Annotated in this window: 15 protein-coding genes and 1 pseudogene; 6 read left to right on the top strand and 10 right to left on the bottom strand. The window is 71.9% G+C overall.

The annotated features are described in order from the left end of the window. Nucleotides 1–63: 63 nt before the first annotated feature. The gene (locus MICAU_RS25865; protein WP_013288303.1) at nt 64–657 is read right to left on the bottom strand and encodes a DUF1349 domain-containing protein; all 594 of its coding nucleotides are present in this window, start codon (nt 655–657) and stop codon (nt 64–66) included. Between the two features lie 53 nt (nt 658–710). Between MICAU_RS25865 and MICAU_RS25860 the strand changes: the two genes are divergently transcribed. Both MICAU_RS25860 and fabG read left to right on the top strand, forming a co-directional pair. Beyond that, a complete protein-coding gene (locus MICAU_RS25860; protein ID WP_013288302.1) occupies nt 711–2,363 on the top strand; it encodes an alpha-amylase family protein in 1,653 nt (550 codons plus the stop codon). 61 nt (nt 2,364–2,424) lie between these two features. Beyond that, nucleotides 2,425–3,183, top strand: a complete 759-nt coding sequence (fabG, locus tag MICAU_RS25855) for a 3-oxoacyl-ACP reductase FabG (RefSeq protein ID WP_013288301.1) — start codon at nt 2,425–2,427, stop codon at nt 3,181–3,183. Here the strand turns inward: fabG and MICAU_RS25850 are convergent. Continuing rightward, a pseudogene (locus tag MICAU_RS25850) lies at nt 3,156–3,631 on the bottom strand (hypothetical protein). The gene fabG and the pseudogene MICAU_RS25850 sit on opposite strands and share 28 nt — an antisense overlap. Then, nucleotides 3,624–4,040: a hypothetical protein gene (locus MICAU_RS25845; protein ID WP_013288299.1), complete on the bottom strand. Its 417-nt coding sequence runs from the start codon at nt 4,038–4,040 to the stop codon at nt 3,624–3,626. The pseudogene MICAU_RS25850 and the gene MICAU_RS25845 overlap by 8 nt, the downstream one beginning before the upstream one ends. Nucleotides 4,041–4,171: 131 nt before the next feature. On the opposite strand from MICAU_RS25845, the gene MICAU_RS25840 reads away from it, so the two are divergent. Then, nucleotides 4,172–5,068 (top strand): Gfo/Idh/MocA family protein, encoded by an 897-nt coding sequence (locus MICAU_RS25840; protein ID WP_013288298.1) that lies wholly within the window; start codon nt 4,172–4,174, stop codon nt 5,066–5,068. Between the two features lie 59 nt (nt 5,069–5,127). Here MICAU_RS25840 and MICAU_RS25835 read toward each other — a convergent pair whose 3' ends face one another. Continuing rightward, entirely contained in the window at nt 5,128–5,325 is a 198-nt protein-coding gene (locus MICAU_RS25835) for a DUF2795 domain-containing protein (RefSeq protein WP_013288297.1), read from the bottom strand. Between the two features lie 122 nt (nt 5,326–5,447). Between MICAU_RS25835 and MICAU_RS25830 the strand changes: the two genes are divergently transcribed. Continuing rightward, the gene (locus tag MICAU_RS25830; protein ID WP_013288296.1) at nt 5,448–6,704 is read left to right on the top strand and encodes an erythromycin esterase family protein; all 1,257 of its coding nucleotides are present in this window, start codon (nt 5,448–5,450) and stop codon (nt 6,702–6,704) included. Between the two features lie 34 nt (nt 6,705–6,738). On the opposite strand, the gene MICAU_RS25825 is transcribed toward MICAU_RS25830, so the two are convergent. From MICAU_RS25825 to MICAU_RS25815, 3 genes are all read right to left on the bottom strand, one after another. Then, nucleotides 6,739–8,919 carry an MMPL family transporter gene (locus MICAU_RS25825; protein WP_013288295.1) on the bottom strand — a complete coding sequence of 727 codons (2,181 nt, stop codon included), beginning with the start codon at nt 8,917–8,919 and terminating at the stop codon, nt 6,739–6,741. A 27-nt stretch (nt 8,920–8,946) separates the two neighbouring features. Then, on the bottom strand, nt 8,947–9,492 hold the full coding sequence (locus tag MICAU_RS25820; RefSeq protein WP_013288294.1) for a TetR/AcrR family transcriptional regulator: 546 nt from the start codon (nt 9,490–9,492) through the stop codon (nt 8,947–8,949). Nucleotides 9,493–9,583: 91 nt separating this feature from the next. Further along, complete coding sequence (locus MICAU_RS25815; protein ID WP_013288293.1) at nt 9,584–9,985, bottom strand: winged helix-turn-helix transcriptional regulator; 402 nt, start codon at nt 9,983–9,985, stop codon at nt 9,584–9,586. Between the two features lie 90 nt (nt 9,986–10,075). Between MICAU_RS25815 and ligD the strand changes: the two genes are divergently transcribed. Continuing rightward, the gene (gene ligD, locus MICAU_RS25810) at nt 10,076–11,035 is read left to right on the top strand and encodes a non-homologous end-joining DNA ligase (protein ID WP_013288292.1); all 960 of its coding nucleotides are present in this window, start codon (nt 10,076–10,078) and stop codon (nt 11,033–11,035) included. Nucleotides 11,036–11,047: 12 nt separating this feature from the next. Here the strand turns inward: ligD and MICAU_RS25805 are convergent, their stop codons facing one another. The 3 genes from MICAU_RS25805 to MICAU_RS32550 all read right to left on the bottom strand — a co-directional run bounded on the left by MICAU_RS25805 (nt 11,048) and on the right by MICAU_RS32550 (nt 12,697). After that, complete coding sequence (locus MICAU_RS25805; protein ID WP_244879677.1) at nt 11,048–11,647, bottom strand: DUF1275 family protein; 600 nt, start codon at nt 11,645–11,647, stop codon at nt 11,048–11,050. 18 nt (nt 11,648–11,665) lie between these two features. Next, nucleotides 11,666–12,448 (bottom strand): IS5/IS1182 family transposase, encoded by a 783-nt coding sequence (locus MICAU_RS25800; RefSeq protein WP_013285023.1) that lies wholly within the window; start codon nt 12,446–12,448, stop codon nt 11,666–11,668. Between the two features lie 105 nt (nt 12,449–12,553). Beyond that, on the bottom strand, nt 12,554–12,697 hold the full coding sequence (locus tag MICAU_RS32550) for a hypothetical protein (RefSeq protein ID WP_244879676.1): 144 nt from the start codon (nt 12,695–12,697) through the stop codon (nt 12,554–12,556). Between the two features lie 88 nt (nt 12,698–12,785). Here MICAU_RS32550 and MICAU_RS25795 point away from each other — a divergent pair, with 88 nt between their 5' ends. Continuing rightward, complete coding sequence (locus tag MICAU_RS25795) at nt 12,786–13,130, top strand: hypothetical protein (RefSeq protein ID WP_225319765.1); 345 nt, start codon at nt 12,786–12,788, stop codon at nt 13,128–13,130. Nucleotides 13,131–13,134: the final 4 nt, after the last annotated feature.

Here is a 13,134-nt window from a genome sequence, read left to right as displayed (position 1 = left end):
CTTCCACGCGAGAGCCGGAGATCCGAAGGTGTTACCCGGACCGGCGGCTGTCACACCTGTGACTCAGCCCTCCGGGTGCAGCGCGGCGTCCGCCGGACCCCGCCGCCAGCCGGTGAAGCGGACCAGCAGGCCGCCCCGGCTGGGCGAGCAGCAGTACGGCCCGGCCGACGCCTGCGCCGCCGGATCGAGCGGGGCGACGCGGACCAGCCGCCACGGCTCGTCCTCGCACCGGGCCCGCACGGTGAGCGCGTCGCCGGCCCGGCTCACCCGGACCGTCACCTCCCGGCCCGACCACGGCGGCACCGGCGCCACCGACCAGTCGGAGAATTCGTCGGTGACCACGGCGCCCACCTGCGGCGAACCGTCGCTCACCTCGACCCCGGCCTTGGTCCACCGCCGCTCGTCCACCCGGACCAGCACGCCGGCCTGGTCGAACCGGGCCGAGTAGTCGAGGACGAACGACACCTCCACGGCGCTGCCCGCGGGGAACGGCGCGAGCAGTGCCGAGCCGTCGTCGTGCACGAAGCCGTAGCTGGTGCGCCGCCAGAAGTCGCTGCCGCCATGCGGCTCGACCAGCAGGCCGCCGTCGACCGGCTCGGCCCGCTCCGGCGGGTTCAGCCAGGTGCCGGCGGACCAGTCGTACGCCTCCTCGCTCATCGGAGCACCGTACCGGGTTTGCCGTCGCGCGCGTTCGGAGAAGTAGTCCTCGCATGGGTGACAGGTGGTATCAGGAGGCGGTCGTCTACTGCCTCGACGTCGACACGTACGCGGACTCCGACGGCGACGGGGTGGGTGACTTCCAGGGGCTGATCGGCCGGCTGGACTACCTGGCCCGGCTCGGCGTGACCTGCCTGTGGCTGAACCCGATCCACCCCTCGCCGAACGAGGACGACGGGTACGACGCCACCGACTTCTACAACGTCGACCCGCGCCTGGGGACGCTCGGCGACTTCGCCGAGCTGCTGCACCAGGCGAGCAACAGGGGCATCCGGGTGATCATCGACCTGGTGGTCAACCACACCTCGGACCAGCACCCGTGGTTCCAGTCCGCCCGGTCCTCGCCCGACTCGCCGTACCGGGACTGGTACGTCTGGGCCGACCACGAGCCGGACGACCGCCACCAGGGCATGGTCTTCCCCGGCGAGCAGCACGAGACGTGGACCTACGACCGGACCGCCAAGGCGTGGTACTACCGCCGCTTCTACAAGTTCCAGCCGGACCTGAACATCGAGAACCCGAAGGTCCGCGCGGAGATCAAGAAGATCACCTCGTTCTGGCTCCAACTCGGCGTCTCCGGCTTCCGTATGGACGCGGTGCCGTTCATCATCGAGCGCACCGAGCCGGGCAACCCGAACTCGCCGAAGGACTTCGACTTCCTCACCGACCTGCGCCAGCACGTGCAGTGGCGGCGCGGCGACGCGGTCCTGCTGGCCGAGGCGAACGTCGAGCCGGACGAGCTGCCCGTCTACTTCGGCGACGGCAGCGGCTCGGGCAACCGGATCCACATGCTCTTCGACTTCATGCTCAACGGCCGGCTGATGCTCGCCCTGGCCCGGGAGGACCCGGAGGTGATCATCGAGGCGTTGCGCGACACCCCGAAGCTGCCCACCGGCGGCCAGTGGGCGACGTTCCTGCGCAACCACGACGAGATCGACCTGTCCCGGCTCACCGCCGACCAGCGCAACGACGTGCTGGCGAAGTTCGGGCCGGACGAGAACATGCAGCTCTACGGCCGGGGCATCCGCCGTCGTCTCGCGCCCATGCTCGGCAACGACCGCCGGCACATGGAGCTGGCGTACTCGCTCCAGTTCTCGCTGCGCGGCACGCCGGTGCTGCGCTACGGCGAGGAGATCGGCATGGGGGAGAACCTGTCGCTGGACGGGCGCGACGCGATCCGTACCCCGATGCAGTGGTCGTACGCGGACAACGCCGGCTTCTCCGCCGCCGAGCCGGAGAAGCTGGTCCGCCCGGTGATCGACAAGGGTGAGTACGGCTACCAGAAGGTCAACGTCACCGCCCAGCGCAAGGATCCGCGGTCGCTGCTCGGCTGGTTCGAGCGGATGATCCGGACGCTGCGCGAGGCGCCGGAGACCGGCTCGGGCAGCACCACCCACATCGACGTGCCGATGCCGCCGGGCGTGCTCGCGCACCGCGCCGACGGTCGTACCGGGACCATGGTCTTCCTGCACAACCTCGGCACCGAAGACGTCGAGGTCGACCTGAGCACGCTGGCGCCGGAGGCGGATCTGCCGATCGACGTGCTCAGCGACCGCAACTACGAGGACGTGGGCAAGCTCGACCGGCTCAAGCTCGGCGGGTACGGCTACCGGTGGATCCGGCTCTGCCGGGGCCACGAGCGGTAGGGGGCGGCGTACCGGCGGGTTAAGCTCCTTCGATCGAGCCACAAGTTACCGGGAGGTAAGCATGTCGGAGGAGCCCCGCGTCGCCATCGTCACCGGAGCCGCGCGCGGCATCGGGGCGGCGACCGCCCGCCGGCTGGCGGCCGACGGCATGGCCGTCGCCGTGGTCGACATCGACGAGTCCGCCACCAAGGAGACGGTGGACGCCATCGGCTCGGCCGGCGGCCGGGCTCTCGGCGTCGGCGCCGACGTGTCCGACCGGGCCCAGGTCGAGGCCGCCGTGGAACGGATCGCCGCCGAACTGGGCGCGCCGACAGTGCTCGTCAACAACGCCGGTGTGCTGCGCGACAACCTGCTGTTCAAGATGACCGAGGGCGACTGGGACACGGTCATGGGCGTGCACCTGCGCGGGGCGTTCCTGTTCAGCCAGGCCGCGCAGAAGCACATGGTCGAGGCGAAGTGGGGCCGGATCGTCAACCTGTCCAGCACCTCCGCGCTCGGCAACCGGGGCCAGGCCAACTACTCGGCCGCCAAGGCCGGCCTCCAAGGCTTCACCAAGACGCTGGCGATCGAGCTGGGCCCGTTCGGGGTGACCGTCAACGCGGTCGCGCCGGGCTTCATCGTCACCGACATGACCGCGGCGACCGCGGCGCGGATGAAGGTCGACTTCGACGATCTCCAGAAGCACGCCGCCGCCGAGATCCCGGTACGCCGTCCCGGCCGTCCGGAGGACGTCGCGCACACCATCTCGTTCCTGGCCAGCGAGGGCGCGTCCTTCGTCTCCGGCCAGGTCATCTACGTCGCCGGCGGCCCGAAGGACTGACCGGCCCCACCCGGCGCGGGCCCGCTCAGGCGGGGTCGCGCCGGGTGCGCCAGAGCCAGAACAGGCCGAGCACCGGCAGCACCAGCGGCACGTAGCCGTAGCCGCTGCCGAAGTCGGACCACACCGTCTCGTCCGGGAACAGCTCCTTGTCGGCGATGCTCAGCACGCCCACGCCGAGCACCCCGACCAGTTCGACTGTGCAGCAGGCGAGCGCGACCCGGCGGCCGGTGTGCCCGGCGCGGGCCAGCCCGACCGCCGCCACGATGTAGATCAGCGCGGCGAGCGCGGAGAGCAGGTACGCCACCGGCGCCTCGTCGAACTTCGTGGCGATCTGCAAGCCGGCCCGCGAGGTCGCGGCGATGGCGAAGACGATGTAGACGGCGATCAGCAGCCGTCCCGGGCCGCGGTTGGTGGCGCGCTGCTCGTGCGCGGTCGTGGTGTCAGCCACCGAGGACCTCCCAGGTCTGCTGGAGCCGTACCGCCACCACGGGCGTGACCAGGCAGATCGCGCAGACGATGCCCGAGCCCCAGCGGGTCGGCTCCATCCGGGCCAGCACCCAGGCCAGCGGCGGCAGGCAGACGAGCGTCGCCAGGTAGCCGAAGAACGCGCCCGGCTCACCCGGCCGCTCCCCGCCGCCGAGCGCGACGATTGCCGTCACGGTGAGCGCGAGCAGCGCCACCTCCAGCACGGCCAGGCCGACGAACTGGATCCGGTCCGGCGGCCGGTGGCGTACCGCCGCCACCAGGGCCCAGACGGCGAGCGCCAGCGAGATCACGATCGCGACCGTGGCGAGCGGCCCGTCCACCGGGGAGGCGGAGGCGGCCGCCGCGCTGGTCGTCGACACGGTGTCGTTCACCGGCACAGCCTACTAACCGGTGTAGTAGCGGCTCGCCCGCCGGGTCGGGGCGCGCCGGACGGGCCGGGGGACTAGCGTGGATCACGGTCCCGGCGTACGCCGGTGGCGGACGTCGACGGCAGGGGGCCGGGGTGCGGTTCGGGTTGTTCGGCACGGGTTACTGGGCGGCGGAGACGCACGCCGCGGCCATCGAGGCGCACCCGCGGGCACGGCTCGCCGGCGTCTGGGGGCGCAACCCGGCGAAGGCGGAGGAACTGGCCACCCGGCACGGCGTACCGGCCTTCACCGACGTCGACGCGCTCATCGACGCCTGCGACGCGGTCGCCGTGGCGCTCCCGCCGGACGTGCAGGCCGACATCGCCGTGCGGGCGGCCACCGCCGGGCGGCACCTGCTGCTGGACAAGCCGCTGGCGCTCGACCTCGCCGACGCCGACCGGGTGGTCGACGCGGCGCAGGCGTCCGGGGTGGCGTCGGTGGTCTTCTTCACCCAGCGCTTCCACCCGAACGTCACCGGTTTCCTCGCCTCGACCGCGGCGGCCGGCGGCTGGCAGCACGCCCGCGCCACCATGTTCGCGTCGATCTTCCAGCCCGGGAACCCGTACGGCGACTCGACCTGGCGGCGGGAGCGCGGCGCGCTCTGGGACATCGGCCCGCACGCGTTGTCGCTGATCCTGCCGGTGCTCGGCCGGGTCACCCGGGTCGCCGCGATGGACGGCCCGAGCGGCCTGGTGCACCTGCTGCTCACCCACGACGGCGGCGCGACCAGTTCGCTCTCGCTCACCCTGGACGCGCCGTCCGAGGCGGTCACCCGGGATTTCGTCTTCTTCGGCGAGAACGGCACCGAGACCGTCCCGCCCGGCGACGGCAGCGCGCTCCAGGCGTTCGGCGCCGCGCTCGACCAGTTGCTGGAGGAGGTCGACGCCGGCACCCGCGACCACCGCTGCGACGTGCGGTTCGGCCGCGAGGTGGTGGCGGTGCTGGACGCCGCGCAGACCGCCCGCGCCCAGGGCCGCACCGTCGAGATGTAAGGAAGGGCCCCTTCTTAACGCCTCCGGTAGAGGAGGGGCCCCCGCTTAACACCCACCGGTCAGGCGTCGGCCAGCGTGACCAGCGCCTCGCCCAGCTCGGTGGGGGTGTGGAACTCCTCGGCCGGCAGGGACCGCAGCGCCTGCAGCGCCTCGGTGTCGGCGCCGTTCTCCTGGCCCCAGCGGACCAGGTCCTCCCGCGAGACCGGGTAGTCGAGCCCGGCCAGGAACTCCCGCAACTGCGCACCGGTGACGGTCATGCCGCCCGGCTACCCACTGAGCCCGGCACCATGCCCGCCGGCGGGTACGGCCCGGGTCCGCCGTACGCCCGCCGGACCCAGCGGCGGCGGTTTGTCCCGGCGGGCCCCGGGTAGCCGCTGACATGCTGGTACAGCGGCTCGGCGCGCCGAGCGACTTCGACCCCTTGCTGGACCGCGTGCGGGACGCCCGGGTGGTGATGATCGGCGAGGCGACGCACGGCAGCTACGACTACTACCGGCTGCGGGAGCAGTTGACCCGGCGGCTCATCGCCGAACAGGGGTTCGACTTCGTGGCGGTGGAGGGGGACTGGCCGGACTGCGACCGGGTGCACCGGTCGGTGGTGGGCGCGCCGGACGGGCCGGCCGATCCGCTCGCCGCGCTGGAACGGTTCGAACGCTGGCCCACCTGGATGTGGGCGAACGCCGAGGTGGCCCGCTTCTGCCGCTGGCTGCGGGCGTGGAACCTGGAACGCCCCGAGGGGGAGCGGGCCGGCTTCCACGGGCTGGACGTGTATTCCCTCTGGGAGTCGATGCAGGCCATCTTCGACTACCTCGGTGAGGAGGATCCGGCCTCGCTGGAGGCGGCCCAGGAGGCGTACCGCTGCTTCGAGCCGTACGGCAAACGGGCCGAGGAGTACGGGATGGCCAGCCGGTTCGTCTCCGCCCGGTGCGAGGAGGAGGTGGTCCGGCTGTTGGCGCGTACCCGGGAACAGGCCGCCACGGACGGCCCGGACCGCTTCTCGGCCTGGCAGAACGCGGAGGTGGTGGCCGGCGCGGAGCGGTACTACCGGGCCATGGTCGGCGGCGGCCCCGAGTCGTGGAACGTCCGCGACGTCCACATGGCCGACACGCTCGACCGGCTGCTCGACCGATACGGGCCGGGCTCGCGGGGCATCGTGTGGGCGCACAACACGCACGTCGGCGATGCCCGGGCCACCGACATGGCGGCGGACGGCATGGTCAACATCGGGCAGCTCGGCCGGGAACGGCACGGCCGGGACGCGGTGGCGCTGATCGGCTTCGGCAGCTGGCGCGGCAGCGTGGTGGCCGCGCCGCGCTGGGGCTCACCGGCCGAGACGATGGTGGTCCCACCGGCGCGGGAGGGCTCGGTGGAGCATCGGCTGCACGAGCTGATGCCGGACCGGGCGGTGCTGGTCTTCGGCGGCGACGACCAGCCGGAATGGGTGACCGGCGAGGCGGACCACCGGGCCATCGGGGTGGTGTACGACCCGAGCTTCGAGTCCTGGGGCAACTACGTGCCGACCCGGCTGGGTGAACGCTACGACGCGTTCATCTGGTGCGACGAGGCCACAGCGCTGCACCCGCTGCCGACGTGCGTCACGCCCGGTGAGATGGAGACGTATCCGGCGGGTGTGTGACGGGTGGGGCCCCGCGGGGCCCCACCCGTGCGGATCACACGTTCGCGTGCTGCTTCTCGGCGAGGTGGGCGCGCAGGCCCTCACCCTCGACGTCCACGTTGGGCAGGATCTTGTTCAGCCAGCGCGGCAGCCACCATGCGGCGTTGTTCAGCAGCGACATCACCGCCGGCACGATCGTCATCCGGACCACGAACGCGTCGATGGCGACACCGATCGCGAGCGCGAAGCCCATCGACTTGATGATCGGGTCCTCCAGGAAGACGAAGCCGCCGAACACCGAGATCATGATGAGCGCGGCGGCGGTGACCACCCGGGCGCCGTGCCCCATGCCGTTGATGGTGGCCTGCTGGGCGGTGTCGCCGTGCACGAAGTCCTCGCGCATCCGGGAGACCAGGAAGACCTCGTAGTCCATGGCCAGGCCGAACAGGATGCCGATGAGCAGGATCGGCAGGAAGCTGACCAGCGGGGCCGGGGTGTCCAGGCCGACCAGGTCGGCCAGGTGGCCCTGCTGGAACACCGCCACGGTGATGCCGAACGTGGCCGCCACGGTGAGCAGGAAGCCCAGCGCCGCCTTGACCGGCACCAGGATCGACCGGAACACCAGCATCAGCAGCAGGATCGACAGGCCCACCACCAGCAGCAGGTAGACCGGCAGCGCGTCGGAGAGCTTCTCCGACACGTCGATGCCGACAGCGGTGACGCCGGTGAGCAGCACGTCGGCGTTCTGGATGCCCGACACCTGCTTGCGGATGTCGTGCACCACCGTCTCGGTGGCCTCCTCGGTCGGCCCGGTCTTCGGGATCACCCCGATCAGCGCGGTACGCCCCGACGGGTCGACCTGCGGCGGGGCCACGGCCAGCACCCCGTCGGTCTTCTGGACCAGCGCGGTCACCTGCGGGATGGCGGCCTGGGTGGCCTGCGGCGAGTCGGCGGTCACCACGACCGCGAGCCGGCCGGTGAAGCCGGGGCCGAAGCCCTCGCGGATCAGATCGCTGCTGACCCGGGCCGGGGTGCCCTCGGCGGCGGCGGAGGCGTCCGGCAGCGCCAGGCGCATGTCCTGGGCCGGGATCGCGAGCAGGCCGAGGCCGAGCAGGCCGACCAGGATCACCGGGATGCGCAGTCTGGTCACCCACCGCGCCCAGCGGAATCCGAAGCCGGAGCGGTCCTCCGAGCCGGTGGTCGGGTCCTCGACCGCCTTGCGGTCACGCAGCTTGCGCGGCAGCACCTTGTGTCCGGCGAAGCCGAGCAGCGCCGGAGCCAGCGTGATCGCCACCAGCACGGCCACTGTGACGGTGCCGGCGGCGGCCAGGCCCATCACGGTGAGGAACGGGATGCCCACCACGGCAAGGCCGGCGAGCGCCACCACGACCGTCGCGCCGGCGAAGACCACAGCCGAGCCGGCGGTGCCGACCGCACGGCCGACCGCCTCCTCCGGGGAGAGCCCGTCGAGCAGGTTCTGCCGGTGCCGGGAGGTGATGAACAGCGAGTAGTCGATGCCGACCGCGAGGCCGAGCATCAGCGCCAGGATCGGCGCGGTGCTGGTCAGCTCGACCGCGCCGCTGAGCGCGAACAGACCGGCCATGCCGACGCCGACGCCGATGAGCGCGTTCAGCATGGTCATCCCGGCCGCCACGAGCGAGCCGAACGTGATCACCAGGACGATCGCCGCGACCAGCACGCCGATCGCCTCGGTCGAGCCGACCTCCGGCTCACCGTTGAGCACCTCGCCGCCGGGGGCGATCTGCCAGCCCTGCGCCTCGGCCTGCGCGCCGACCTTCTCGTACGCGTCGCGCTGCTCGTCGGTCACCTCGTCCGCGCCGCCGGCGAACTGCACCTGGATCAGCGCGTACCGGCCGTCCGGGGTGAGCGCCTGCGCCTGGTACGGGTCGACCGCGCCGACCACGCCCGGGAGCGTGGCCGCCTCCTGCGTGACCTGCTTGACCACCGCCTGTCCGTCGGGTGAGGTCAGCGCGCCGTCCTGCGGCGCCTTGATCGCGATCGTGCCGGTGGCGCCGCTGGCCGCCGGGAAGCGGTCGGCGAGCAGGTCGATCGCCTTCTGCGACTCGGTGCCCGGCATGGTGAAGTTGCTCGCCGTCGGGCCCCTCAGCGTGGCCGCGGCCAGGCCGAGTCCGACGAGTACGACGAGCCAGACGACGGCGACGAGTCGCCGCCGGCGCAGGGATGCCCGGCCGAGCCGGTACAGCAGGGTCGCCATGGACCTTCCTTGTCCTCGGGGTTCGGATCAGGTGGTGACTTCGAGCGCGCGGTACGCCACGGCGAGCAGCGCGGGTCGCAGCTGGTCGTCGGGGATGTCCAGGAACTCGCCGCAGGTCTCGGCGATGCCGGCGAGCACGACGAGCGCCGCGACGCGTGCCTCCGGACGGTCGGAGAAGCCGGAGAAGGCGGCGATGAGTTGTTCGGAGATCTGCTGGATGTGGGCGAACGCGGGCTGCTGGAGCAGATCGGGGAACTCGCCCCGGAGCAGCGCGATCTCCCGGCGGAAGCGGACCGCCAGGTCGACGAAGCCGTCCGCGGCGACGCGTTGGGCCTCGGCGCCGGTGTGCGCGGCGATGCGGACGTCCAGCTCCTCCAGCATCGTGATGGCCGGGGCCATCAGCTCGCAGAGCAGGGCGTCCTTGCTGGCGAAGTGGTAGAGCACCGTCGCCTTGGAGCAGCCGACATCGCGGGCGATGTCTTGCAGCGAGGTGCCCTTGTACCCGGTGACGGCGAACCGGCGAGCGGCCGCGGCCAGCAGCTCGTCGTGGGTGGCGGTGGTGGGTCGCGCCATGTCCTCCAGCATGCCTGACCGATCGGTCAGGTGCTGACCGATCGGTCAGATCGCGCGCGTGGCGTTCGCCACAACGACCCGTTTTCGCAGGTCAGGCCGGTGGGCGGCCGTGTGTGCGGTCGTACTCGGCCCGGGCCGCGCTGATCGCCTCCCGGTGCCGCTCCGCCCAGCTCGTCAGCGCCACCAGCGACTCGTACAGTTCCCGGGCCATCGGCGTGGCGGTGTACTCCACCTTCGGCGGCACCGTGGGATGCACGTGCCGGTGAAGCAGCCCGTCCCGCTCCAGGTTGCGCAGCGTCAGCGTGAGCATCCGGCGGCTGATCCCCTCCACCCGGCGCTCCAGCTCGGTGAAGCGGACCGGGCCGGCCGAGGCGGCGATCAGGATGCCGATGGCCCACTTGCCGCCGACCCGGTCCAGCGCCTCCCGCACGGTGCAGGCGCTCGCCTGCTCCGCCGTGTCCGGTCCGCACCGCTCCGACTCCGCCTCACCCACGCCCCCGATCGTCGCAGGTGCCGGCCGGTGCGGCGCGCCGGGCACCGTGTCGGGGTTGCCGAGCCGGGCCCGGCCCGGGATGGTGGTCCGATGGGTGCCGCCGACGAGACCCGGGCCGGAGTGTCGCTGACCAACCTCGACCAGCCGCTGTTCGACGGCGCCGGGGCGACCAAACGCGACCTGGTCGACTACCTCGACGCGATGGCCGACCGGATCCTGCCGGAACTGCGGGACCGGCCGCTGTCGGTGCTGCGGGTGCGGCCCGGCCAGGAGCCGTTCATGCAGAAGAACCTGCCGAAGTACACGCCCGGCTGGGTGCGCCGCACCGAGGTGTGGGCGGAGGCGTCGCACCGGCGCATCTCGTACGCGCTCTGCGACGACCGGCGGACGCTGCTCTGGTTCGCCAACCAGCGGGCGGTGGAGTACCACCCGACGCTGGCCCGCGCCGGTGTGCCCGAGCACCCGTCCCACCTGGTGCTCGACCTGGACCCGCCGGAGGGGGACGCGTTCGGCGCCGTGGTGCGGGTCGCCCTGCTGGTCCGGCAGGCGCTCGCCGACGCCGGGCTCGCAGGCGCGGTGAAGACGAGCGGCGCCAAGGGGCTGCACGTGGTCGTGCCGGTGGACCCGGCCACCACGGCGGAGGAGGCCGCCGCCGCGACCCGCGCTCTCGCCGTCCGTACCGAACGGCTCGACCCGGCGGTCGCGACCACCGCGTTCATCGTCGCCGACCGCGGCGGCCGCGTCTTCGTCGACTCCACCCGGGCGTACGGCGCGACTGTGGTGGCCGCCTACAGCCCTCGGATCCGGCCCGGCGCCCCGGTGTCGTACCCGGTGGGCTGGACCGATCTGGAGAGCGCGACCCCGGCCGACTTCACCGTGCGGACCGTGCCGGGCCTGCTGGGGGACCGGGATCCCTGGGCTGAGGCGCTGCCCGCGCCGCAGCGCCTGCCGGCGGACCTGGTCGAGCAGGGGCGGACCATCCCGGTTGCCCGGGTGCAGGCGATGCACGAGGGCAAGCGCCGCGCCAAGGCCCGCCGCGAGGCCGGGTGACGCCGGTCCGCGTCAGTGGCGCCGGGTCGCCGTCGCCGGTGGCCGCTTGCCCCAGGTGAACGCGATGAGCACCACTGCCAGCGCCCAGGTGACGATCATCGTCCAGATCGGGCGGGTCTCGGTGGCCGCGCCGACGAACCCGCCGATCGCGTAGCTGACCAGGCAGAGCAGGCCGGTCGCGGCGAGCCGCCCGGCCGCGCTGCGGCCCTCCGGCTCGAACACCCAGTCGGCGATGCCCTTCGTGGTGCGCAGCACTGTGCCGGTCTGGTACGACGTGGCGGTCTGCACGCCGAACGTGCGGACGACGAGCCCGCCCAGGATGCCGACTGGGAACGCCAGCAGCGCGGTCAGGATCGTGCGCTCGGTCAGCGAGTCGCGCCCCGAGTCGAGGGACCGGTCCACCAGCCCCCAGAGCACGAGCAGCGCCAGCATGGCGAGCAGTTCCATGCCCGGCGGGGTGAGCGGTCCGGCCGGGCGCACGCGGCGGATCCCGGCGCCGAGCAGGCCGCCCAGGCCGAACGCGACAAGTGACGCCAGCGCGGACGGCCACGCCGGCAGGTGATCGGCGGCACCCATTCCGACGAACGCCACGTTGCCGGTCTGAATACCCACGAACACCTTGAGCCATTTTCATCCTGCGTGGCGGTCGGCTTCGACGCGGTGCAGGACGAGGATGGCCTGCACGATCGCGGTCGCTCGGCGTGGGCAGCAGCGCAGCTTGACCAGGATTTTCCAGGTCTTGAGGGTGGCGATCGCGCGTTCGCCGCGGGCGCGGATCTTCGCGTGCGCTCGGTTGACGGCCTTCTGCCGGCGTGACAGCTTCGGCCGGAAGCGGCGCCGCTTGAACGGGGTGCGCACGCTGCCGGGGGCGCCTTGATAGCCCTTGTCCGCGAAGGTCATCACGTCGGTGCTGGCCAGGGCGTCGATGATGCCGTGGGTGCGGGCGGCGGTCAGGTCGTGCGTCGAGGCGGGCAGCGCGGCCGAGGCCCAGACGAGACGCCCGGCCGCGTCGGCGATGACCTGCACGTTCACGCCGTGACGCTTGTGTTTTCCGGAGTAGTACGGCTTCTGGTTGGCGACCCGGTCGATCGGGATCAGGGTGCCGTCGAGGATTGCGTAGGCGAGCAGACGGATCCTGGTCATGGCCGTGGCCAGGTCGTCGGCGGTCGCGGCGAGCAGGTCGATGGCCTCGCGGACATAACGCCAGGCGGTCGTGACGCCGATGTCGAATCCGGCGGCCAGGCGGGTGTAGGTGTCGCCGTTGCGCAGGTGGGCCAGGGCGAGCAGGGCTTGCCGGCCGGGGTCGAGGCGTCGCCACCGAGACCGTTGCTGCTGGCGGCGGGTTCGGATGAGGGCGGCGAGGTGGTTCAGGCTGCGGGTGGACAACGGAATCGCGGCAGGGTAAGACAGCACAGCGAGGCTCCCGGTTGGGGCATCTGATCTTGGTCGATTGCTGTCTTACCGGGAGCCTCGTCCTACCTGGACACCGGCCTCCCACACCGCCCGTGACCTGCGCCGTCACGATGAAAATGGCTCCTTGTACTTGAGGAACGAGAAGGCGTCTACCACACCGGCGAGGCCGGTGGAGAGCGCAAGTGCCAGAAACGGTATGTGGAAGTCGTATTCCCCCACCCGCCAGCGATCCTCCGCGTTATTGGACATCGCCCTCCCTACCCCTCGTTCCGCCCGTTAAACCGTTGCGGCCCGCGATGCGCAGAAGTGCCGGGAAAAGTGTTTCCTGTCGTTTCCGGTGAATGGCGCGATCGCGTTATTCACCAATGGCATCCGGTTCGGCAGCATCGCAATTGCGTCTCGACGGCGAGACTCGAAGCCGAAGGAGGCCGAGCGCATGTTCGTGCTCCCTGTCGCCAGAATCCGCGTCACGTTCTATTCGATCGCGGCGCTGGCCGTCGCCGGAGTCGCCACGGATGCTCCGGTCTGGAGCATTGCGGCGTCGCTGTTCCTCTGTGTCGCGATTCCGCTCGCGGTGGCCTTTCAGAGCCCGGAACACCTGCGGGCGTTGTTCGTCCCGTCCCGGGCCGCCGAATCGGCGGTCCACACCCGGAAGGAAATCCGTCATGCCCCGATCCAATGACCGT

This window comes from Micromonospora aurantiaca ATCC 27029 (assembly GCF_000145235.1).
In the GTDB taxonomy this organism is placed as follows: domain Bacteria; phylum Actinomycetota; class Actinomycetes; order Mycobacteriales; family Micromonosporaceae; genus Micromonospora; species Micromonospora aurantiaca.
Note: the sequence above shows the minus strand (reverse complement) of the source record. Positions and strands in the feature narration are given on the sequence as shown.